The organism is Nocardia sp. No.11, assembly GCF_038752175.1.
Lineage (GTDB): Bacteria > Actinomycetota > Actinomycetes > Mycobacteriales > Mycobacteriaceae > Nocardia > Nocardia canadensis.
Genome location: NZ_JBCGFB010000001.1, coordinates 184,617 through 205,708, shown reverse-complemented (window position 1 = coordinate 205,708; position 21,092 = coordinate 184,617). Strand labels below are relative to the sequence as shown.

Below are 21,092 nucleotides of genomic sequence, written 5' to 3'. Positions count from 1 at the left end.
GGATTCCGGGAATCGCGTCGGTGCGGCGCCCGAAGAGCAGCGAACTGGCATTTGAAACATGATGTTACGTAGATATGCGCATCTATTTATTGATGCTCACCTACCCCGTTCAACCCACTCACGTTCTCGACATGTCCTCATGTCATCACCGCTCACTCGCATGGACGAGGGGGCGGGCGGCGGCGCTCCGCATGTCGCCCCCGGCACTCCGGGAAGGTGAGTGAGTTGCCTCTCAGCGGCCGGTCCCGAGTCGAGGTATCCGTTCCGCTCGAGACAGGATTCGAGGATGGCGTGGAATCCCTTACCTGCCCTCGCACGTGAATTCGCGGCACAGCCCTGGGTGATGCGCGGCGCGGGCATCGTGCTGCCGACCGAACGACTGCTCCGCAAGCTCAGTGGCGGCCGGTGGGGAGTTCTGGATCTGGCCGGCCTGCCGTCGATCGAGGTCACCGTGGTCGGGCGCAAGTCCGGGCAGCCGCGCACGACCTCGCTACTGTGCGTCCCCGACGGCGACGGCTTCTATCTGGTCGGGTCCAACTGGGGTAAGCCCGAGCACCCGGCGTGGTCGGCGAACCTGCGTGCGGCGCGCACGGCCTCGGTCCGTTACAACAGCAGCTCCGCGTTCCCGGTGACGGTCGCCGAGATCACCGGCGTCGAGCGCAAGCGTGTATGGGACCAGGCCGTCGAGTTCTGGCCCGGCTACGAGATGGAGTTCGAACGCTCCGGTGGTCGCGAGTTCCGCATCTTCCGCCTGGACCGCATCGCTGACTGACACGACGCTACCCACCGTGCCGGCGGGGTGTCAGAGGCCGAGTTTGGTGACGGCGTTGTCCTCGAGGGGGTTCGCGGTGCGGATGTAGCCGTGGACGGTACGGGGGTTGGACCAGCGGCCCTGGCGCATGATCTCGCGGTCACTGGCGCCGCCGAGGGCGGCCTGGGTGGCGAATCCGGCGCGGAGGGAGTGACCGGAGAACAGGTCCGGGTCGAGGCCGGCGCGGGCGGCGTAGCGTTTGACGAGTTCAGCGACGGCTCGGCCGGACAAGGGGGACGCGCCGATGGAGCCGTGGCGGTTGATGGTCGGAAACAGTGGTCGCTCGGTGTCGGTCGCCAGGGGCGTGCCGGTGAAGCCGTGGCAGCGGTGAATCGTGGTATCGGGGACGGGGTGATCGGCGGTCCAGGAACGGGCGCCGAGGTCGCCCGCTGCCGCGTGCACTTCCAGGAGGCGCACCCAGTCGGCGAAGGCGCAGATCGGGCAGGTGCGGGGATGCTTGCCGCGCGGCAGGGCGATGCGCTGTTCGGCGACGCCGGTCGGGTCGGTCTTCGTGGTCGGCAGATGGACGACGAGCAGTGGTTCGCCGGTGGAGTGGTCGGTGCGCACATGGACGTCGCTGACGCGCAGGCCCGCGAGTTCGCTGCGGCGCAGAGCGCCGGCGAAACCGACCAGCAGGGCGAGGGCGTCGCGGCGGCGGGCGGGTTCGGTGGGCCAGCCGGCGTCGGGGAGTTCGGCGAGCAGCTGGTCGAGGGTGTGCAGCAGGACGGGTCGTTTGCGAGTCGGTGGGGTGCGGCGGGTGCGCCGGATGCCGCGCAGGGTCAGCCGGACGACGTCGGAGCGGGTCGGCGAGGGTAATCCGTTGGCGGCGTGCACGGCGGCGATGGCGGCCGACTTGCGGTCCAGCGTCGCGGGGCTGAAGGCCCAGGAGCCGTTGTCGCGCCGGGCGTCGGCGGCCGCGGCCAGGTATACCGCGACGTCGAGGGGGTCGGCGGGCAGCGCCTGCCGGTGCTCGGCCGCGCACCAACCCGCCCAGGCGATCCAGTCGGTGCGGTAGGCGCGCAGGGTGTTCGCGGACTGGGAGGCTTCGAGGTAGCGGCGCAGGGCGGCGGCTTGGCCGTCGTCGAATCGTTCGCGGACCAGGCGCAGCGCGGCCGTGTCGACCAGGACGCTGCGCACGCCGCGCCGCAGTTCGGTCCGGACCTGTTCGGGAAGGACGACCGCTGCGTCGCTGCCGCTCACCTCGCCACTCCTCGCGTGAATCAGTCCGCCGCCGATGACTCCTGGCGTTCGAGCCTAGGTCATCGGCGGGCGTTCACGGCATTTCGGCGAGCTCGGCGAGCTTGGTGTGGATGAAGGCGGCGAGGCGGTGCCGGGCCGCGGTGGTGAGGAAACTGGTGTCGCCGAGTCGTGGGAAATGGTCGTCAGCGGGGTCCGACGGGGTTTCGGGGGTGTCGACGAGTTCGAGGCGTGCCGGATGTTGCTGGGGGAGAGGAACATTCGGCACGTCCGAGTCGGTGTGTGCTGCTCCGTGACGTACCATGCCTGAACCCTAACGTTTTGATTACGACCGTTGCCAACACGGTGGGGCCGGTAGTGATAACCGCCACGTTTTCAGAGTACGTGGATGATCGGCGCCCGCCAGCGGAACAGCCGCGACGTCGCGGAGAGGGCCACGACATCGGGCACGACCCGGGCGGTGGCGTCGCGGATGGCCGCGCTTCGCGGGGAATCGGGCATGTTGTTGCCGGTGGCCTGGCGCGACAGCCACGACACCGTCCGTACCCGCCGCCGTCGCGCCTTCGAATACGCGCGCAGGTCGGGTGCGTGGGCGGCGAGGGTCACCGCGTCTTCGAGTGCCATGGCCGCGCCCTGCCCGAGTTCCGGGCGCATCGCGTGCGCCGAGTCGCCCACCAACGCGACCTTGCCGAGGGTGAGGGTGCGCGGCACCGGCACCTCCAGGAACTCGTCGCGCAGGATGCGCGCCGGGTCGGCCGCGGCGAGGATGTCGGGCACAGGCGCGGCCCAGTCGGCGAAGTGGTCGAGGCTGTCGATGCCGGGCTGGGCGGCGGCGAAGAAGTAGGTACGGGCTCCCGGCATCGGCAGTACGCCGAACTCCGCGCGCACGCCGACCATGCCGCCGACGAAGTCGGGAGCCGGAGTGTCGAGGACTCCTCGCCACGCGGTGATTCCGGTGTGCCGGACGGCGGTGTCGCCGGGCCACAGGCGCTGCCGGATCGCGCTGTGCACTCCGTCGGCCGCCACGATCAGGTCGTGGCGCGCGGTCTCTCCGTCGACGCGCAGTGTTCCGTCCGGGTCGACGTCGTCGATCGTGCTCCCCGGCCGCAGGCATTCGTCCGGCAGTGCGCGCAGGAGCAGTGCGATGAGTTCCGCGCGGTGCGGCACGGCGAAACCGCCCGGCAGTGGTTTCGCCCAGCGGGTGAACAGGGCGCGGCCTGCGGAATTGCGGATCGCGCCGGGAACGGCGCCGACTCCCGCGGCGCGGATCTCGGCGCCGATGCCGAGTGCGTCGAGTGCGGTGAGCGCGTTGGGGAACAGTGAGATTCCCGCGCCCGCTTCGGTGAACCCGGGCGCCCGCTCGTAGACGGTCACCTGCCAGCCCGCCTTGCGCAGTGCGATCGCGGCGGCGAGGCCGCCGATGCCACCTCCCACGATTCCGGCACTGCGTCCCTGTGCTGTGGAATTCGGCATGCTCAACCCCCGTCGGCGTTTCGGTGCGACCACCCCGCACCTAAGTTACTCGAAAGTAACAACGGGTCGATTGTGTTGTCCAGAGGTGAAATCGGAGCTCGTCCACGCGAATCCCCGCGGCGGCGGTATCGGTCGAATGGTCGATGGCCGTACGGTCGGGGCATGGTTTCCTTGCGTGGCTGGGCGTCCTTTCCCGACGACCTGCCGGACTTCGACCCGGACTCGGCACCGTCGACACCGCAGGAGCTGTTCCTCGACTGGCTGCACGAGGCCGGCGAACACGTGCTGGCCCCACACGCGGTGACGCTGTCGACCGTGGACGCCGAGGGCGCTCCGGACGCGCGCGTGGTGATCCTGAAGGACGTCGGCCGCGCGGGATGGGCGATCGCTACCAGCTCGGAAAGCCCGAAGGGCCTGCAGCTGAGCAAGACTCCGCAGGCGGCGCTGACGTTCTTCTGGCCCGGTCGCGGCCGTCAGGTCCGGCTGCGCGGCCCGGTCACACCCGCGGCGCCGGACGTCTCCGCCGAGGACTTCCTCGCCCGACCGCCGGCCTCGCGGGTCGAGGCGTTCATCGGACGACAGTCGCAGGTGCTCGACGATCCGGCGCAGCTGTCACGGGCCGTCCGCGACGCCGAGCGCTGGGTCGCCGAGAATCCCGACGTGGCGCCGGAGACCTGGACGCGGTACCTGGTCGCGCCGGTCGAGGTCGAGTTCTGGCAGGCGAGTCACGACCGTCGACACCTGCGCTTGCGCTACCGCGACACAGGCGAGGCCTGGGTGCGGGAACGTCTGTGGCCGTGAGGTCGGCCGAGGTCAGGACGCGCGGGCGGTGGCGTTCTCGGTGAGGGTCGCTTCGCTGACATAGCCCGCGACCGGGCTCAGCTGGAGCACGGTGGGCATGCGGCGGGTCAGAGCGGCGGGACCGGCGAAACTGACGCGGCCGGTGCGCTGGGCGTGGGTCAACGGCATCCGGCCGAGCCAGACCTCGTAAAGGGCGGCCACATCGGCGATGATGGCGACGTCGACGGGGTAGCCGGGGTCGGTCTCGCAGACCGAGGGCGTGGAACCCTCGACGACGATCCAGAATCGGCGGACGTCGTCGGTGAACCGGACCTGCAGGACATGGCGTCTGCCCGGGAATCCGGACGTGTCGACGCGGGTGTGCATCCACCACACCAACAGTGCGGCGTCGAGTTCTTCGTGCTGTGGGGCACCGAAGGTCCATCGGGCGCCCCATTCACCCAGGCCGAACAGGATCGGTTCGAGCTGGGTGCCCGCTTCGGTGAGCAGGTGGTCGGCGCCGATCTTGTCGAGCAGCCCGGCGCGTTCGAACTGGCGCAGCCGTTTGGCGAGCAGGCTGCGCGACAGTCCGGGCAGGCCGCGGGCCAGGTCGTTGAAGCGGGTCGTGCCCAGGTAGAGGTCGCGCAGGATGAGCAGCGACCAGCGCTCGCCGAGCACGTCGAGCGCGCGGGAGATCGGGCAGTACTGGCCGTAGCCTGCGGTCGTATCAGTCATGGTCACCTCGCCGACGGGGTCCAGTTTCTGGACCGGGGGAGTCCACTTTCTGGACTATCCGGTTATCGCGGCGGTTCCTACCTTCGAAACATGACTTCCACATTTCCCGACACCACCTCCCGCACCGACCGCGTCGCTCTGGCTCGCCTGCTCGGTGAATCCCTGCGTTCGGAGGTCCCCGAGCGGGACCGCACCGGCGAGATCTCCGTCGCCGCCTTCGACCGGCTCCGTGCCGACGGCCTCTCGGCCGCGCTCGTTCCCGTCGAGTTCGGCGGGGGCGGTGCCACCCATCAGGAGATGGGGGAGATCCTGCGTGAACTCGGTCGCCATGATCCGTCGACCGCGGTCGCGTTCGCCATGCATTCGCATCTGGTGGCCGCGCAGGTGTGGCGGCACAAGCACGGTGTCGACGCCTCCGCGGTCTTCGCGAAGGTCGCGGCGGGCGCGATCCTGGTCAGCACGGGGGCGTCGGACTGGGTCGACTCCAACGGCACGGCCGTGCGCGTCGACGGCGGCTATCTGGTCAGTGCCAGGAAGGCGCCCGCGAGTGGGTGCGAGGTCGGGGACGTGCTGGTGACCAGCGTCCGTTTCGAGGATCAGGTCGTGCACTGCGCGGTGCCGATGACCGCGCCCGGCGTGAGCATCGACAAGACCTGGGACGCGTTCGGGCTGCGCGCCAGTGGATCGCACACGGTCGTTCTCGACGAGGTGTTCGTGCCCGACGCCGCGGTCTCGCTGATCCGTCCGGCCGGTGCCTGGCCGCCGGTGCTGAATGTGGTGATCGGCGCGGCGCTGCCATTGGTGTTGGCGGCCTACCTCGGTGTCGCCGATACCGCCGTCGAGCTGACCGCCCGTATGCTCGAGGGTCGCACCGAGTTCCACACGGTGCAGTCGGCGGGGGAGATGCTCAACGCCTACACGACCGCGGCGGATCTGATCACCGCCATGTTCGCCGACTCCGAGGACCTGACCTTCGCCAACACCGACGCCTACGCGGCCCGCGCCCTGAGCCGCAAGACCGTCGCCGCCGACGCGCTCATCACCACGGTCCGCCTGGCCATCGAAACCACCGGCGGCGCGGGCTATTCCCGCGCCTGCGACCTCGAACGCCTCTACCGCGACATCCACGGCTGCCAGTTCCATCCCCTGCCCCGCGCCAAGCAGACCCGCTTCAGCGGCCGGGTCCTGTTGGGCCACAGCCCGATCGACTGACCGCCCCGTTCTCGCATGGCCCGCTCAGATGGTCGCGCGACAGCTCGAGCGGTGCCGGACGTTGTAGTCGGCGCCGCGGCATTCGGTCCCGACCGCTGCGGCGTGGTGGCGTCACGGTCTGCGTGGTGACAGCTGTCGGCGAGGTAGGTCGCGCGGGGTCGTCGGTCACCGGTCGTTGCTCGACATCGCCGCATGTGTTGACCTGCGGCGATGTCGAGCAGGGTGTTCAGATTTCGGCGAGTTGGTGGTCGGCGACGTGGCCGGCCAGGTAGCGCAGGTGGTCGCCGGAGTCACCGAGGGTGTGCTCGATGGCGGTCAGGCGCGCGGTGTAGTGGCCGACCGGGTATTCGGCGGTCATCCCGATGCCGCCGTGCATCTGGATCGCTTCCTGTCCGATGTGCCTGCCGGAGCGTCCGATGCGCAGTTTGGCGCGGGCCGCGACGACGGGGTCGGCGACGCCGTCGGCCAGTGACATCGACGCGTACAGGCTCATGCTCCGGGCCAGTTCCAGTGATACGTACATGTCGGCGGCGCGCTGGGTGAGCGTCTGGAAGCTGCGCAGCGGGACACCGAATTGCTTGCGGGTCGAGAGGTATTCGGTGGTGAGTCGCAACGCTTGCGACATCGCGCCGATCGCCTCGGCGCCGAGCGCGGCCTGGGCGGTGACGATGATGTCGGCGATGGCGTCGCCGGCGTCGACCGCGGCGCCCAGGGGAACCGCGGTGGTGCGGTCGAAGGTGAGGTCGGCGCCGCGTCTGCCGTCGTGGGTGCGGTAGCCGGCGACGGTCACCCCGGAATCGGTGGGCTCGATCAGGAACAGTCCGGTGCCGCCGTCGGGCAGCGCCGCGCTGACGATGAGCTGGTCGGCGCAATCACCCCAGGCCACGGGATGTTTGCGTCCGCTGACCTGCCAGCCGTCGCCCACCAGCGTCGCCTGGGTCGTGACCTGGGCCGTCACCGGGCGCAGACCGGGCTCACCGTGCGCGAACACGATGCGGCGTTCGCCCGAGGCGACCTCGGGCAGGATCTGCTTGCGCTGGAGCTGTGACCCGGCCCTGGAGATGAGCGCGCCCGGCAGCAGCGCGCAATCCAGCACCGGTTCGGGTGCCAGGACACGGCCGAGTTCCTCGAGCACGAGCATCGTTTCGATGGGGCCGGCGCCCATCCCGCCGTCCTCGGCGGAGATGGTGAGCCCGAGCAAGCCGATCTCGGCGAAGGTCGACCAGACCTGCGGGTCCCAGCCCGGATCGGTGCCGATGACCTGGGCGCGATGTTCGTGGGTGTAGTGGCGGGCCAGCACGCTGCGCACGGTGTCACGCAGCATGGTCTGTTCGGTGGTGAGTTCGAAATCCATGACGGTGTCTCACAATCCGAGGATCGTCGAAGCGATGATGCTGCGCTGCACCTCGTTGGATCCTCCGTAGATCGATGTCTTGCGGTAGTTGAGGTAGGTGGCGGTGCTGCGGCGAGCCCAGTCGCCGGTATCGCCTTCGCGGGCCAGGGAGTCGGGTCCGGCGATGTCGACGAGCAGTTCGGTGACCGCCTGCTGGAGTTCGGTACCGCGCAGCTTGAGAATCGACGACACCGGGTTCGGGGCGCCGTCGGCCGAGCCGGCCACGACCCGCATCTGTACGAGTTCCAGTGCGAGCAGCTCGTTTTCGAGCTCGGCGATGCGGGCGGCGAAGACCGGGTCGTCGAGCAGGGTGCCGGTGTCGAGTGGGGTCTGCTTGGCGTATTCCTTGGCGAGCCACAGCCGCACCTTGGTCTGGCCGACGGCGGCGATGCCGGTGCGTTCGTTGCCGAGCAGGAACTTCGCGTAGGTCCAGCCGTGGTTCTCCGCGCCGACGAGCTGGTCGGCGGGGACGCGCACGTTCTCCAGGAATACCTCGTTGACCTCGAATCCGCCGTCGATGAGCTCGATCGGGCGGACCGTCACGCCAGGGGTGTCGAGGGGGAACAGCAGCATCGAGATGCCTGCCTGCTTCTTGGGCGCGTCCGGGTCGGTGCGGGCCAGGCAGAACATCCAGTCCGCGCTCTGGGCGGCGGTGGTCCAGGTCTTCTGTCCGTTGATCACGTAGTGGTCGCCGTCGCGGACGGCCACGGTGCGCAGCGAGGCCAGGTCCGAACCGGCATCGGGTTCGGAGAAGCCCTGGCACCACCAGATGTCGAGGTTGGCCGTGGCGGGCAGGAAGCGCTGCTTCATCTCCGGTGACCCGAAGTGGGCGATCACCGGACCGATCATGTTGGTGTTGAAGGTCAGTGGCTCGGGCACCGAGGCGAGCTGCATCTCGTCGTGCCAGAGATGGCGCTGGATGGGGGTCCAGTCGCGCCCGCCCCACTCGACCGGCCAGTGCGGCACCGCGAGTCCGTGCGCGTGCAGGATGCGCTGGGTCGTGACGATGTCGTCCTTGCTCAGTTCGGCCATGTGCCTGGCCCGATTGCGGATGTCGGCGGGGATTTCGCGCCGGAAGAAGGCCCGGAGCTCGTCGCGGAAGGCGAGCTCGTCCTCGGTCAGTGCCAATTGCATGGACGAGTATGTTACACAGCATGTCGTATGTTTCAAATGGTGGTCACGTGGGAGCCCTTATGCTGTGCGATGTGACGCGAGCCGACGGGACACGAGCACCGGGACGCCCCGCCGCGGCCAGCCGTGAGGACGTGCTGCGCACCGCGATCGAGGTGTTCCTGTCCGGCAACCGCATCGACGTCAACGCCATCGCCGCCCACCTCGGCCTCGGCCGGACCAGCATCTACCGCTGGTTCGGCTCCCGCGACGGCCTGCTCGGCGCCGCCATCGCCGGCCAGCTCGAGCGGATGGTCGCCTACGCCGACCGCACCAGCGAGGCGACCGGCGCCGAACGCCTCAACGAGATCCTCGATCGCTGCATCCACTGGCTGGTCCAGGACGATTCGCTGCGCACCTACTTCGACAACGAGTCCACCGCCGCCCTGCGCCTGATCACGCGCAGCGACGGGCCCGTCCACCAGGCCGCGGTCGCCGTCGTCGAAGGGCTCATCGCCCGCGCCGAAGACGAGGGCTACCGCCCCCCGATCGAGCGCGCCACCCTGGCCTACGCGCTGGTGCGGCTCTGGGAAGCCTTCCTCTACAACGACGCCGTCGCCGGTTTCCGCGGCGACGTCGAGCGCCTGCGCCAAGTCCAGGCCGCCCTCCTGCGCGCCTGATCCGAACGGGTCACTCGCCTTTCGGGCCGATGGTCACCCGGCGGCGGGACCTTGGCCCCTAAACGCCGGACCGCGCGGGTGGTGCTATTGCCCGGAGCCTCTTGCGGGACGGGATCAAGCAGCGGAAAGCAGGTCGGATTACGTGAGTTCTCCCCGACTACGGTGGACCGGTTCGGAGATCGCGGTGGTGACCGCCGGTGCGGTCGACGCGGTCGATGTCGCGCGAACGGCGCGTGCGGTCGAGGCGGTGCTGCGCAGCCGCCGGGTCGACGGACCGGTCCGGATCCGGTTGTCCGCCGTGCCTGCCGGATCGGTGCTGGCGCAGGTGAACGCGGGGCAGGGGCCCGCCATGCTGCGGGTGCAGGTAGCAGGTCCCGCCGGATTCGTCGCGCGGATCGTCTCCGAGCGGCTCGACCGGGAGATCTCGCGGTCGGCACCGGCGGGGCCGCCGAGAATCTGGCCCGACCCGGCGCGGCCGCCGCTGGCCTCGGTGAGCGAGGTCCGGCCGATCGTGCGCCGTAAGCGTTGCGCGCTGCTGCGCACCGACCCGGCTTCGGCCACCCGGGTGATGGACGGGCTGGACTACGACGCGCACCTGTTCATCGACGGCGAGACCGGTGAGGACGCGCTCGTCTACTGGGCGGGACCGCTGGGCGCGCGACTGGCACGACAACACCACACCCGCCCGCCCGGCGTCGGGACAACGATGGCGCTGACAGTGAACCCGCATCCGGCGCAACAGCTCACCGAGTCCGAAGCCGCGAGCCGGCTGTGCCGATTCGGGCTGCCGCACGTGTTCTTCACCGATCCGGGCAGTGGACGTGGCCGACTCGTGTACCGCCGCTACGACGGCGACTTGGCGCTGGTGTGTGCGGCGGACCACGAGGCGCGGTCGTGATCGAACTGGCCGGTGACGGCCGGGAACCGTGCGATGTCGTCGAACTCGAACGGGCCGAGGCGATGCGGCTGGTGGCAGCGGCGCCGTTCGGCCGGGTGCTGTTCACCCGCGACGCGCTGCCGGCGATCCGCCCGGTCAACCACCTCGTCGACGAGGACGACGTGATCGTCGTCCGCACCCGGCTCACCTCGCGGTTGACCGGTGCGGTGCAAGCCAACGCGCCCGTGGTGGTGGCCTACCAGGTCGACGACATCGACGCGGTGCGGCGCACCGGGTGGTCGGTCATGGTCACCGGACTGGCGCGCACCGTCACCGATCCGGCGCGGGTGGCGCGTTACGAACAGCTGTTGCGGCCGTGGGTCGGCCGGGTGATGGACACCGTCGTGGCCATCGAACCCGAGATCGTCACCGGCATCCGACTCCTCGAACAGAAGGGCAGGCACCCCCGTTGACCCGCGATCTGACACAGCGTGAGATCCTCACCGAACTCGAACCGACGGCCGAGGACTGCGTCCACCGCCACCTGGCGCTGGCCAAGGACTGGCATCCGCACGACTACGTCCCGTGGGACGAAGGGCGAAACTTCGCGGCGTTGGGCGGAACCGACTGGGAGAGTGATCAATCCAAGCTCGGCGAGGTCGCCAGGGCGGCGATGATCACCAACCTGCTCACCGAGGACAACCTGCCCTCCTATCACCGTGAGATCGCCGAGAACTTCTCCCGCGACGGTGCGTGGGGCACGTGGGTGGGCCGATGGACCGCGGAGGAGATGCGGCACAGCATCGTGCTGCGCGACTATCTGGTGGTGACCCGCGGGGTCGATCCGGTGGCGCTCGAGAACGCCAGGATGGTCCACATGACCAATGGCTTCGCTTCCGGGGCCACGGCAGCCGACATCGACAGTGGCTCGGCGTTCCTGCACTCGGTGGCCTATGTCAGCTTTCAGGAACTGGCGACCCGCGTCACCCACCGCAACACCGGGCGGGTGTGTGACGACGAGATCGCCGACCGGATGCTGCAACGCATCGCCGCCGACGAGAACCTGCACATGATCTTCTATCGCACCGTGTGCGCGGCGGCGCTGGATCTGGTGCCGGATCAAGCGATCGAGGCGATCGCCGACATCGTGGAGAACTTCCGCATGCCCGGCGCGGGAATGCCGAACTTCCGTCGTCACGGCGTGCTGATGGCCAAGCATGGTGTCTACGACCTGCGACAGCACCTCGAGGAGGTCCTGCAGCCGGTGCTGCGGCAGTGGAACATCTTCGGCCGCAACGATTTCGGTGCTCGCGGCGAGCAGGTGCGCGAGCGGCTCGCCGGATTCCTCGACGACCTGGCCCAGGTGCGGATTCCGCGTTTCGAAGAACAACGCGACCGCGCCCTGGCCAGGGAACGCGCCAGGGCGTAGGGCGCCGGTGTCAACGGTGCCCGGCCAGCACGAGCGGGATCTCGGTGGCGTACGCGACGGTTCGGCTCACCGACCCGAAACCGTCGTGGGCGCCGCGCCGATGACCGCCGAGCACGAGCAGTTGGGCACCGGCCGACTCGCGCAGCAATCGGCGCGCCGGATCGTCGTCGGTGACGATCCGGGTGATCGGCACATCGGGATACTTCTCGCCGTAGCCGACCAGGCTGTCGGCCAGCAGGCGATGGGTGTGCTCGGTCATCCGGGAGTCGTGTACGCCGGGGGCCGGTGTCGTCCACGCGCGCAGCGCGACGAGGCCGACACCGCGCAGCGACGCCTCCTCGATCGCGAAGTCGAGGGCGCGGTCGCTGCCCGGGGAACCGTCGAGACCGACCAGTACGGGTCGACGGTCGGGCGCGGGATCGAACGAGGCGGGGACGATCGCGAGCGGACACACGGGGCGGCGCGCCAGCGCGCTGCTGACGGAACCGAGCAGCGCCCGTTCGAAGGCGCCGAGGCCGCGGGTGCCGACCGCGAGGAGCTGGGCATGGCGGGCGCTACGGCGCAGCGCCGACACCGGGGCCGGGCTCACCACCGATGTTCGCATCTCGAGGTGATCGGGTGCGGTCTCGGCCAGGGCGACCGTGGTCGCGCTCGCCAGCGCGGCCCGGCCGTCGTCGTGGAAGTGCTGATTGTGTATCGACACCGTGCCGACGCGGCCCAGATCCCAGCCCGAGCTCATCGCGTGCACCGCGTGCAGCGATGTGTCGCGCAGGACCGCGGCCCTGGCGGCCCAGCGAACGGCGGTGAGGGCGGAATCGGAGCCGTCGACGCCGACGACGACGGGGCGGGTGGTCGGTGTTGACATCGGTACTGCCTCACTGCTCGGACAGGGAACGTGCGCAGCCGATTCTCGCCCGACGCGGCGGCGGTGGAAGAGGGCCGAAGTGCTCTGCTGTAGAGGACTTCGGTGGACTGGCCCTCGGCCTCCGGCCCCACACCGGGCGGGCGTGTCAGGGTGGCATCGGCACAGCGGGGCCAACAGAAGGAGCGACGACATGATGCGTACGTGGCGAGTGGAACATCCCGGTCCGGTCGGCTCGGCGCCGCTGCGGCGCGGACACGAACCGGTCCCGGAACCCGGCCCCGGTGAGCTCCTGGTGCGGGTGCTGGCATGCGGTGTGTGCCGGACCGATCTGCACGTCGTCGAAGGCGATCTGCCGGTGCACCGCAAGCACGTGACTCCGGGCCACGAGGTGGTCGCCGAGGTGGTGTCGGTTCCGGACGGCTGCGTGAACGTGGCGGTCGGTGATCGAGTCGGCATCCCGTGGCTGCGGTACACGTGTGGACAGTGCCGGTACTGTCTGCGCGGGGCGGAGAACCTGTGTCCGCGCTCGCGCTACACGGGCTGGGACGCCGACGGCGGGTATGCCGAGTTCGCCACTGTGCCGGTCGATTTCGCGGTGGCATTGCCGAGCGGCTACCGCGACGACGAGCTGGCACCGCTGCTGTGCGCCGGCATCATCGGCTATCACGCGCTCGTGCGGGCCGAGGTGCCCGACGGTGGGGTGCTCGGCATCTACGGCTTCGGCGGCAGTGCTCATCTCACCGCGCAGGTCGCTCTCGCCCGGGGCGCGCGCGTGCACGTGATGACCAGGGACGCGGCGGCCAGGGAGCTGGCCCTGGCCTTGGGCGCGGATTCGGTGCAGGGCGCCGCCGACGCGCCGCCGGAACCGCTGGATTCGGCGATCCTGTTCGCTCCCGTCGGCGCCCTGGTCCTGCCGGCGATGGCGGCGCTGGACGCCGGGGGGACGCTGGCGGTGGCCGGTATCCACCTCACCGACGTGCCGCCACTGAACTATCAACGACATCTGTTCCGGGAGCGCCAGATCCGCAGCGTCACCTCGAACACGCGGGCGCAGGCCAAGGAGTTCCTCGAGCTCGCGCAACAGCGTCGGCTCACGGTCTCGACCCACCGCTACCCGCTCGATCACGCGGATCGCGCGTTGAGCGATCTGTCCCTCGGCCGCTTCGACGGTGCGGCGGTCCTGGTGCCGTGACCGGCCGCACCGTCGATCGTGGCGATCAGCGGCTCGTGGTCGGCCGGGCGATGATCAGCGGAGCCTCGGCGCCGTGCAGGACGGTCTGAGCGACCGAACCCAAGGTCATGCCGGCGAACCCGCCGCGCCCGTGACTGCCGACGACGATCAACTGGGCATCGGACGCGGCCGCGAGGACCGCTCTGGCCGGGCGGTCTTCGACGACGACCCGTTCGACGGTGACCTCGGGATACTTCTCGGCGTAGCCGGCGAGGCTTTCCGCGAGCACCGCCTCGGCTTCGGTCTGCATCGTCGAGCGGGCCTCGTAGCGGTAGAACTCCGACCAGGCGTGGATCGCGATCAGGCGGGTATCGCGGCGGGCGGCTTCGTCGAAGGCGATGGCGACCGCCTCGACGCTGCACGGTGAACCGTCGACCCCGACCACCACCGGGCCGTCGGCCGGTGCCTCCGACTCCGGGATCACAGCGACCGGGCACGCGGCATGTCGGGCGATCGCGGTGCTGACCGAGCCGAGCAGGGTGCGGCGGAAAGCTCCGAGTCCCCGGCTGCCGACGACCAGCAGGCGCGCCGATTCGCTGCGTTGACGCAGTACCGCGACCGCGGAGCCGAGGACGGCGTCGGTCGAGACGGTGATATCGGCGATCGGCGTGGTGACCTCGGTTGCCACCACGGCGGCGGCGGCGACCACGGACTCGCCGTGTTTGCGCAGCGCTTCGAGGTCGTAGAGGGGACCAGCCAGGCCCGGCCCGTAGTCGACCGGGACGTCGGCGGCGTAGACGAGCTGCAGCGGTACCCGGTGGTGCGCGGCGAAGTCCGCGGCCCAGCGCAGCGCTCGGCGCGACTGGTCCGATCCGTCGACACCGACGACGACCGGCTGCTTCGGGTTTCCGGGTGTGGTCATGATGTCTTCCTTTCCGTTTCTGTCACTGTGCGCCGGTTCCCGGGACGAGCGGCAGGGTCTCAGGGCCCGCACCGGTGGGCCCTTCGTCGTGGGCGTCGGTGGCCGCGATCGAGGACTCGGCGGGGCCAACGGCACTGGGGAGCCGGAGCGGGACGGAGCAGGGTGAAGGGACAGACACACCCCCTACCGAGGCAGGTTCGGCGATGAGCATCCAGATCCAGACGACCGGCGACGCGTCGACCGCGTCGGAGCCGCAGCGGGTGAGTGTCCTGCTGGCTCGTTATCTGCACACCCAACGAGAAACGATCATGGACGGTCAGATCGCGGCCGGCCACGATGACCCGGATGCGGTCGTCGAGATGGTGATCGCCGCGCGCCGTGCTCGCAGCGCGCTGTCTGCGCACCGGCCCGCGATCGGCAGGCAGACCGAGATCCGACGGCTGATCGAGGAACTGCGCTGGTTCGGTATCAGTCTGGGCGCGGCCCAGGAACTGCGTACGCAGTCCGCGCGCCTGCACGCCGCGATGGATGTGCTGCGCCCGCGCTACCTACGGGGTCCGGTGCGGGCCCGGACGTCGAAGTATTTCGACGCGCGGGTGCGACCGGCCTGGACCGCCGCGCGTGATCTGCTGGCCTCGCCGCGGTTTCCGGCCATGATCGAGGATCTGATGGCCGAGGAACGGTTGTTGCGCAGCGGTGTGGTGCCCGGGATCGATGAGCCGGACAACGCCGTGGTGCTCGATGCGTTGCTGGCGCGGGTGCGGCGGCGGATGCGCGCGATCGAGTCGGCCAGGGACGAGGACGCCACCGACGCGGCGATGCACGCGCTGCGCAAGGCGATCCGGCGCACCCGCTACTACCTGGAGTCGGTGCACGACCTGGATCCCGCGCGCAGCGATCAGGCCGCCGAGGGCCTGATCGCCCTGCAGGACCTGCTCGGTGATCACCAGGACGCGGTGGTGGCCAAGCATCACCTGATCCAGCTGACCAGAGAAGCGGAGAACGCGGGGGAGTCGACGTTCACCTACGGGCTGTTGCTGCAGCGCGAGATCGATCGCACCGCCGAATGCGCGGCGGCGCTGCCCGCGATGTACTGGCGGTCGTTGCGCACGGTGCGCGTGATGGCCGACGTCCACCCCTCGACCACCGGCTGACGGGCTAAGGCAGCGGGGCCGACCAGCGCAGGACGGTGCCGCCGCCGTCACGGGCGCGGATGGTGAAAGTGCCGCCGGACTCTTCGGCGCGGGCGGCCAGATTCGCCAGGCCGCTGCGCCGGGTGATGTCGGGGTCGAGGCCGGTGCCGTCGTCGGCGACCTCGATGGTCACCTCGTCGCGCACCACCAGTTCGATCGAGATGGTCGTGGCTTTCGCGTGTCGTACGGCGTTGCTGAGCGCTTCTCGCAACACGGCTTCGACGTGGTCGGACAGCGGAGATTCCAGCACCGTGACAGGTCCGGCGAGGCGCACCGTGGTGCGCAGCCCGGTATCGGTGGTCATCTCGGTGATGATGTTGTGCAGACGCTTGCGATAGGACGAGGAATCGGTGGCGGTATTGGACTGCAGGTCGAAGATCGAATGCCGGATGTCCTGCACGATCGCCTGGACATCGTCGATGGTCTCGTCGAGCCGGGTGCGCACTTCGGCGGTTTTGGTCCGCTGCATCGTGCTCTGCAGCGACAAGCCGACCGCGAACAGCCGCTGGATGACGTGGTCGTGCAGGCCGCGGGCGATCCGGTCGCGGTCGGCGTACACATCGAGCTCACGCATCCGGCGCTGGGTCGCGGCCAGCTGCAAGGCCACCGCCGCTTGATCGGCGTACGCGGCCATCAGCGTTTGATCCGTGGCGCCGAGTTGCTGCGAGCCGGCGGGAAACACGGTGGTGAGTACGCCGGTGACGGTGCCGTTCGCGCGCAGCGGCAAGGTGAGGACCGGCCCGAACTTGTCGACGGAATCGAAGATCGGGTTGTGCGCCGGGGAGTCGGCGGTGACCTTGTGTCCGGTGCGGAACGCCTCGGCCGAATGCGAATCGGTGACCGGGATGTGCCTGCCGACCAGCACAGCGGCGTCGGCGCCTGCCGCCGCGACCACCACCAGCTCGGTGACCTCGTCGTGTGGGATGTCGGGGTCCGCGGGCAGCGCCAGGAACGCACACGCGGCATTCGTCAGCAGCAGGCCACGTTCGGCGACCATCCCGAGTACCTCCTCGGACGGACTGCCCGCCAGCAGTTCGGTGGCCACGTCCCGCATCGCCTCGAGCCACTGCTGGCGCACCCGCGATTGCTCGTACAACCGGGCGTTCTCGATCGCGATGCCCGCGGCGGCGGCCAGCGCCAGTACCACCACCTCGTCGTCCTCGGTGAACTCGAAGCCACCGGCCTTCTCGGTGAGATAGAGGTTGCCGAACACCTCGCCGCGCACCTGCACCGGAACACCCAGGAACGTCCGCATCGGCGGATGATTGTCCGGAAACCCGACCGACGACGGATGATCGGAAAGGTTGGTCAGCCGAATCGGTTTCGGCTCGGCGATCAACAACCCGAGAACCCCGTGCCCGCGCGGCAGATCACCGATCAGCACCCGCGTGCGGTCGTCGATGCCCTCGTAGACGAACTCGGCGAGCTGATTGCTGGTCTTGTCGGTCTCGCGCACCCCCAACGCGCCGTAACGGGCATCGACCAGTTCGATCGCGGTATGCACGATCGTGCGCAACGTGTTGTCCAGATCCAGGCCCGCCGTCACAACGAGCATGGCCTCCATCAACCGATCCATCCGGTCGCGGACATCGACGATCTGGGCGATCCGGTCCTGCACCTCGGCCAGCAGCTCACGCAACCGCAACTGAGACAGGGTCTCGGTCACCGGCGGCCGCGCGCCACCTACCGACTCGTCGTCCATGACCTGCATTCTTCCACGCCACGACGGGGAGGCCGGGACATCATCGTCGCTGCGGCCGGTCCAGATCGGCGGCCATCACCGCGGCCTGCGTGCGCCGTTCGACACCCAGTTTGGTCAGCAACCGGGACACGTAGTTCTTGACGGTCTTCTCGGCCAGGAACATGCGCGCCGCGATCTGACGGTTGGTCAGGCCTTCTCCCAGCAGCGACAGCAGCGTGCGCTCCTGCTCGGTCAGTGTCGCCAGCGGGCCGGTGTCCTCCTGCGCCTCCGAGCGCAGCTTGGCCATCAGGGCGGCCGCGGCCCGGTTGTCCAGCAGCGACTTGCCCTCGCCGACCTCACGGACGGCATGGATGAGCTCCAGGCTGCGGATGTCCTTGACGACATATCCGCTGGCACCGGCCAGGATCGCGTCGAGCATGGCCTGCTCGTCGGTGAACGAGGTCAGGATCAGACAGCGTAGGCCCAGTTCGGCCGAGAGCAGCTCGCGGCACAGCTCGATGCCGTTGCCATCGGGCAGGCGGACGTCGAGCACGACGACATCGGGACGCAAAGCGGGAATCCGGGCCAGCGCCTGGGCGACCGTGCCCGCCTCACCGATGACCTCGAGGTCCGGTTCCAGGGCGATCAGATCGCCCACCCCGCGCCGGACGATCTCGTGGTCGTCGACCAGAAATACCGTGGTCATGGAAGGCTCTCTCTCGCGTGGGGAACGTCGCCCTTCATTGTCCGCCAAACTCGGCGGCACAGGGAGCGAGGTGATGCTCTCGGTACTCGGCGATGATCACGTTCAGCGCCGGAGAGTGGGCTGGTGCCCGAGTGGGGGTGCGCCGAGGGCGGCCACGGTCACCGCCAGGATCACGCAGACCGGCTGCGACCAGCTGAACTCACGCAGGATCAGCAATTGTGCCAGGACCCAACCGATCAGCAGGTACGCCGCGGCCAGGGTCGTCTGAGCGGTCGCCGGATCATCGTCGTGGGTGACGGTGAGGGCGACGACGGTCATCGGCAGGCCGACGACCAGCGCGAGCAGCACGCCGGCGAGGATGGGGCTGTGCCACGGCAGGCGGGCCTCGGCGACGGGACCGAGGGACAGTGCGCCGGTGATGAGGCCGAGGGATCCGGCGAAGGCCCAGATCGCCAGCAGCCCGGAGAACACGCACAGCGTGGCCCTTCGGGGATCGAGCCGCCGGAAGTACGTGGTGATCATCTGCACAGCCTCGCGCGCCGGAGGTGTGGACAGGCAGGGCCGAAGGTCCCGGAAGCCGGGGACCGGTGGCCTGACCTGCCGCAAGCGCGGCCGACGGCACGGACCACGGCGAATTCGAGGTCGATCGGCCCGCCCCCGCGATGACTTTGTCCCCTGCCGAGGGTCCATCGGCCGCGACGATGCTCGAAGGTGAACCGGCGTTGGTCTGGTTGACCCGACGAGGAAAGGTACCCCGATGACCGACAAGAAGGCACGGCCCACCGAACATCGTCCCCGGCCGGTGCTGGCCGCGGTCGACGGGTCGGCGAACTCCTACCAGGCCGCCGCATGGGCCGCGGCCGAGGCGGCGCTGCACCACCTGCCCCTGCACATCCTGACCTCGGGGGCGTTGCAGACCGGGTTCGGTCCCGGCATGTCCCTGGGGGAGGCGGACCTGGAATGGCTGCGCGTCGATGCCGAGCGGGTGGTGGGCGAGGCCGAACGGGTCGCCCGCGCCGCGGTACCGGACGAGGACCTCACGATCACGACCGAGGTCGCGTTCGAACTGGCGGCGCCGCTGCTGATCGAACGCTCGACGACGGCGGAGATCCTCGTCGTGGGCAGTCGTGGCCTCGGCGCCTTCCAGCGTGGCCTGCTCGGGTCGGTCAGCCGTGCGGCGGCTCAGCACGCGCACTGCCCGGTGGCCGTGATCCACGGCATCGCGGCGATCGACCCGGTCTCGGCGGCACTGCCGGTGCTGGTCGGTGTCGACGGCACCGCCAACAGTGTGCCCGCGGTCGAGCTCGCGTTCGACGAGGCATCGCGACGCAAGGTCGAACTGGTCGCGCTGCACGCGTTCAGTGACTCCAGCGCACTGGATCTGCCTGCGTTCGGGTGGGAGATGGGCAGGCAGTCGGCCGAGGCCGACCTCGCCGAAACCCTCGCCGGCTACGCCGAGCGCTACCCGGATGTGCCGGTGCGCCGGATCGTGGTCGCCGACCGGCCCGTGCGCTCGCTGGTCGACGAAGCGTCCTCGGCGCAACTGGTCGTGGTGGGCAGCCACGGCCGCGGTGGTTTCTCGAGCATGCTGCTCGGCTCGACCAGCAACGCGCTGCTGCATTCGGTGGAGATCCCGACGATCGTCGTCCNTGCTCGGCTCGACCAGCAACGCGCTGCTGCATTCGGTGGAGATCCCGACGATCGTCGTCCGCAGCAGAAAGTAGTGACGCTGCTCGAACAGAGCGAGGCGGCCACCGGATTCCGGTGGCCGCCTCGCTGTGGTGCCTGGCGCGCTCATGTCGTCGTGGTGAGGACATCGGTCAGCGGCCTGCGCGGGGTGGGCGGCGGTCGCCGATCGTCGGGCGCGACACCGATCCGCAGCACGACCTGAGGGACGCCGGGGTGGCCGATGAGGCTGCTCAACAGTCGCCGCCCCGCGGCCAGTTCGGTGATGTGGGTCAGCGCGCAGGTCGACAAGCCGGACGCGGTGCATTCGAGCAGGGCCGCCGACAGCGCCTCGCCGGTATGCAGCCAGGACAGCGGAGTCTCGCTCGTGGCGGTGAGGACGGCCAGGCGCGCGTGGTCGCGCAGCTCACCGCGGCGGGCGCCGGGTCCCGGCGACGGGAACGTGCGGGCGACGCCGACGCGGGCGGCTTCGGACTCCGAGACCAGCGACGCGGGCGGAACTCCCTCGGGCATATCGGGATGCCCTGCCCACCAATGGATTTCGGATTGGTACTCCATGTCGTAGCGGCGCAGCGCGCCGGATTGTTCCGAAGCCACCGACAGTCGGGCGCGCGCGTCTTCGTCGAGCACGTCGAGGGTGAGTTCGTGTGCGCTGACCAGGTCCTCGAGCTCCGCCCTGACCGACGCCCAGCCGCTGGGCTCCGCCATCGGCAGTCGGTCGGTGTAGCGGTATTCGATCGCCTCGGCCCGCCGTACCACCGCGGGGGGCGGATCGGGCCACGGCCGGAACTCGAGGGTGGCCAGCAGGTCGGGCCGACCGAGGTCGGGTAGGCGGGCGACATCGGTACGCCAGCAGAAGGACGCGAAGGCGGTGCGTACGTGGTGCAGCGCCGCGCCGCAGCTCATCACGGCTTGGCGGCCGTGCGGGTCGGCCGCGGTGAGTTGCCGGTCGGTGTCGCGGAACAGGTGCAGTCGGGTGCCGTCGAAGACCCACCGCCACGGCTGGGTGTTGTGGACCGACGGCGCCCGGCATCCGAGACCGACAGCGGCTCGGAGGGTCGGAGGGTCAGGGACTCGGGGAACTGGTTGTTCGCTCATACCTCGAGTCTGGTCGGTAAGGGGGTTCGCCGAGACGGCCATTGCGCCTGTTCAGCGGGGACCAAATGCCTTC

The 21,092-nt window shown here is 69.7% G+C and carries 22 protein-coding genes; 10 read left to right on the top strand and 12 right to left on the bottom strand.

The genetic code is table 11. The features are described from left to right. Positions 1–286: 286 nt before the first annotated feature. A complete protein-coding gene (locus tag V8688_RS00940; RefSeq protein ID WP_218720095.1) occupies positions 287–772 on the top strand; it encodes a nitroreductase family deazaflavin-dependent oxidoreductase in 486 nt (161 codons plus the stop codon). A gap of 30 nt (positions 773–802) precedes the next feature. Here the strand turns inward: V8688_RS00940 and V8688_RS00935 are convergent, their stop codons facing one another. The 3 genes from V8688_RS00935 to V8688_RS00925 all read right to left on the bottom strand — a co-directional run bounded on the left by V8688_RS00935 (position 803) and on the right by V8688_RS00925 (position 3,442). Then, the gene (locus V8688_RS00935) at positions 803–2,011 is read right to left on the bottom strand and encodes a site-specific integrase (protein ID WP_218720096.1); all 1,209 of its coding nucleotides are present in this window, start codon (positions 2,009–2,011) and stop codon (positions 803–805) included. Between the two features lie 73 nt (positions 2,012–2,084). Further along, positions 2,085–2,276, bottom strand: a complete 192-nt coding sequence (locus V8688_RS00930) for a hypothetical protein (protein WP_218720097.1) — start codon at positions 2,274–2,276, stop codon at positions 2,085–2,087. A 107-nt stretch (positions 2,277–2,383) separates the two neighbouring features. Continuing rightward, positions 2,384–3,442: an FAD-dependent monooxygenase gene (locus V8688_RS00925; RefSeq protein WP_342799922.1), complete on the bottom strand. Its 1,059-nt coding sequence runs from the start codon at positions 3,440–3,442 to the stop codon at positions 2,384–2,386. Positions 3,443–3,643: 201 nt separating this feature from the next. Between V8688_RS00925 and V8688_RS00920 the strand changes: the two genes are divergently transcribed. Beyond that, on the top strand, positions 3,644–4,282 hold the full coding sequence (locus V8688_RS00920; RefSeq protein WP_342799921.1) for a pyridoxal 5'-phosphate synthase: 639 nt from the start codon (positions 3,644–3,646) through the stop codon (positions 4,280–4,282). 12 nt (positions 4,283–4,294) lie between these two features. Here the strand turns inward: V8688_RS00920 and V8688_RS00915 are convergent, their stop codons facing one another. Continuing rightward, positions 4,295–4,996 (bottom strand): winged helix-turn-helix transcriptional regulator, encoded by a 702-nt coding sequence (locus tag V8688_RS00915; RefSeq protein WP_218720100.1) that lies wholly within the window; start codon positions 4,994–4,996, stop codon positions 4,295–4,297. A gap of 90 nt (positions 4,997–5,086) precedes the next feature. On the opposite strand from V8688_RS00915, the gene V8688_RS00910 reads away from it, so the two are divergent. Further along, entirely contained in the window at positions 5,087–6,208 is a 1,122-nt protein-coding gene (locus tag V8688_RS00910; protein ID WP_342799920.1) for an acyl-CoA dehydrogenase family protein, read from the top strand. A 226-nt stretch (positions 6,209–6,434) separates the two neighbouring features. Here the strand turns inward: V8688_RS00910 and V8688_RS00905 are convergent, their stop codons facing one another. Beyond that, positions 6,435–7,562: an acyl-CoA dehydrogenase family protein gene (locus tag V8688_RS00905; RefSeq protein ID WP_342799919.1), complete on the bottom strand. Its 1,128-nt coding sequence runs from the start codon at positions 7,560–7,562 to the stop codon at positions 6,435–6,437. Positions 7,563–7,571: 9 nt separating this feature from the next. Next, a complete protein-coding gene (locus tag V8688_RS00900; protein WP_342799918.1) occupies positions 7,572–8,735 on the bottom strand; it encodes an acyl-CoA dehydrogenase family protein in 1,164 nt (387 codons plus the stop codon). A gap of 71 nt (positions 8,736–8,806) precedes the next feature. Here V8688_RS00900 and V8688_RS00895 point away from each other — a divergent pair, with 71 nt between their 5' ends. From V8688_RS00895 to V8688_RS00880, 4 genes are all read left to right on the top strand, one after another. After that, a complete protein-coding gene (locus V8688_RS00895; RefSeq protein ID WP_316574762.1) occupies positions 8,807–9,391 on the top strand; it encodes a QsdR family transcriptional regulator in 585 nt (194 codons plus the stop codon). 142 nt (positions 9,392–9,533) lie between these two features. Further along, positions 9,534–10,289 (top strand): sigma 54 modulation/S30EA ribosomal C-terminal domain-containing protein, encoded by a 756-nt coding sequence (locus V8688_RS00890; RefSeq protein ID WP_342799917.1) that lies wholly within the window; start codon positions 9,534–9,536, stop codon positions 10,287–10,289. Next, complete coding sequence (locus tag V8688_RS00885; RefSeq protein WP_308248590.1) at positions 10,286–10,741, top strand: pyridoxamine 5'-phosphate oxidase family protein; 456 nt, start codon at positions 10,286–10,288, stop codon at positions 10,739–10,741. The genes V8688_RS00890 and V8688_RS00885 overlap by 4 nt, the downstream gene beginning before the upstream one ends. Beyond that, positions 10,738–11,697 carry an acyl-ACP desaturase gene (locus V8688_RS00880; protein WP_218720106.1) on the top strand — a complete coding sequence of 320 codons (960 nt, stop codon included), beginning with the start codon at positions 10,738–10,740 and terminating at the stop codon, positions 11,695–11,697. Before V8688_RS00885 ends, V8688_RS00880 begins: the two co-directional genes overlap by 4 nt. Before the next feature lie 10 nt (positions 11,698–11,707). Here V8688_RS00880 and V8688_RS00875 read toward each other — a convergent pair whose 3' ends face one another. Next, the gene (locus tag V8688_RS00875) at positions 11,708–12,562 is read right to left on the bottom strand and encodes a universal stress protein (protein ID WP_342799916.1); all 855 of its coding nucleotides are present in this window, start codon (positions 12,560–12,562) and stop codon (positions 11,708–11,710) included. A 193-nt stretch (positions 12,563–12,755) separates the two neighbouring features. Between V8688_RS00875 and V8688_RS00870 the strand changes: the two genes are divergently transcribed. Then, a complete protein-coding gene (locus V8688_RS00870) occupies positions 12,756–13,754 on the top strand; it encodes a zinc-binding alcohol dehydrogenase family protein (protein ID WP_342799915.1) in 999 nt (332 codons plus the stop codon). 25 nt (positions 13,755–13,779) lie between these two features. Here V8688_RS00870 and V8688_RS00865 read toward each other — a convergent pair whose 3' ends face one another. Further along, the gene (locus tag V8688_RS00865) at positions 13,780–14,655 is read right to left on the bottom strand and encodes a universal stress protein (RefSeq protein ID WP_342799914.1); all 876 of its coding nucleotides are present in this window, start codon (positions 14,653–14,655) and stop codon (positions 13,780–13,782) included. 203 nt (positions 14,656–14,858) lie between these two features. Between V8688_RS00865 and V8688_RS00860 the strand changes: the two genes are divergently transcribed. Next, positions 14,859–15,809, top strand: coding sequence for a CHAD domain-containing protein (locus tag V8688_RS00860; RefSeq protein WP_218720109.1), 951 nt, complete (start codon positions 14,859–14,861; stop codon positions 15,807–15,809). Positions 15,810–15,813: 4 nt separating this feature from the next. On the opposite strand, the gene V8688_RS00855 is transcribed toward V8688_RS00860, so the two are convergent. The 3 genes from V8688_RS00855 to V8688_RS00845 form a co-directional block, all read right to left on the bottom strand. Continuing rightward, positions 15,814–17,550, bottom strand: a complete 1,737-nt coding sequence (locus V8688_RS00855) for a GAF domain-containing sensor histidine kinase (protein WP_342799913.1) — start codon at positions 17,548–17,550, stop codon at positions 15,814–15,816. 40 nt (positions 17,551–17,590) lie between these two features. Next, entirely contained in the window at positions 17,591–18,235 is a 645-nt protein-coding gene (locus V8688_RS00850; RefSeq protein WP_342799912.1) for a response regulator transcription factor, read from the bottom strand. A 102-nt stretch (positions 18,236–18,337) separates the two neighbouring features. Continuing rightward, positions 18,338–18,757 carry a hypothetical protein gene (locus V8688_RS00845; RefSeq protein WP_218720112.1) on the bottom strand — a complete coding sequence of 140 codons (420 nt, stop codon included), beginning with the start codon at positions 18,755–18,757 and terminating at the stop codon, positions 18,338–18,340. A gap of 235 nt (positions 18,758–18,992) precedes the next feature. On the opposite strand from V8688_RS00845, the gene V8688_RS00840 reads away from it, so the two are divergent. Beyond that, positions 18,993–20,126, top strand: coding sequence for a universal stress protein (locus tag V8688_RS00840; protein ID WP_342799911.1), 1,134 nt, complete (start codon positions 18,993–18,995; stop codon positions 20,124–20,126). Here the strand turns inward: V8688_RS00840 and V8688_RS00835 are convergent. After that, positions 20,030–21,019, bottom strand: coding sequence for a hypothetical protein (locus V8688_RS00835; RefSeq protein WP_342799910.1), 990 nt, complete (start codon positions 21,017–21,019; stop codon positions 20,030–20,032). The genes V8688_RS00840 and V8688_RS00835 overlap by 97 nt on opposite strands. Positions 21,020–21,092 lie beyond the last annotated feature (73 nt).

Coding starts and splice junctions, on each gene's coding strand:
- V8688_RS00940 (WP_218720095.1), top strand. CDS start 287: ATGGCGTGGAATCCCTTACCTGCCCTCGCACGTGAATTCGCGGCACAG.
- V8688_RS00855 (WP_342799913.1), bottom strand. CDS start 17,550: ATGGACGACGAGTCGGTAGGTGGCGCGCGGCCGCCGGTGACCGAGACC.
- V8688_RS00915 (WP_218720100.1), bottom strand. CDS start 4,996: ATGACTGATACGACCGCAGGCTACGGCCAGTACTGCCCGATCTCCCGC.
- V8688_RS00900 (WP_342799918.1), bottom strand. CDS start 8,735: ATGCAATTGGCACTGACCGAGGACGAGCTCGCCTTCCGCGACGAGCTC.
- V8688_RS00905 (WP_342799919.1), bottom strand. CDS start 7,562: ATGGATTTCGAACTCACCACCGAACAGACCATGCTGCGTGACACCGTG.
- V8688_RS00835 (WP_342799910.1), bottom strand. CDS start 21,019: ATGAGCGAACAACCAGTTCCCCGAGTCCCTGACCCTCCGACCCTCCGA.
- V8688_RS00870 (WP_342799915.1), top strand. CDS start 12,756: ATGCGTACGTGGCGAGTGGAACATCCCGGTCCGGTCGGCTCGGCGCCG.
- V8688_RS00860 (WP_218720109.1), top strand. CDS start 14,859: ATGAGCATCCAGATCCAGACGACCGGCGACGCGTCGACCGCGTCGGAG.
- V8688_RS00910 (WP_342799920.1), top strand. CDS start 5,087: ATGACTTCCACATTTCCCGACACCACCTCCCGCACCGACCGCGTCGCT.
- V8688_RS00850 (WP_342799912.1), bottom strand. CDS start 18,235: ATGACCACGGTATTTCTGGTCGACGACCACGAGATCGTCCGGCGCGGG.
- V8688_RS00875 (WP_342799916.1), bottom strand. CDS start 12,562: ATGTCAACACCGACCACCCGCCCCGTCGTCGTCGGCGTCGACGGCTCC.
- V8688_RS00845 (WP_218720112.1), bottom strand. CDS start 18,757: ATGATCACCACGTACTTCCGGCGGCTCGATCCCCGAAGGGCCACGCTG.
- V8688_RS00920 (WP_342799921.1), top strand. CDS start 3,644: ATGGTTTCCTTGCGTGGCTGGGCGTCCTTTCCCGACGACCTGCCGGAC.
- V8688_RS00865 (WP_342799914.1), bottom strand. CDS start 14,655: ATGACCACACCCGGAAACCCGAAGCAGCCGGTCGTCGTCGGTGTCGAC.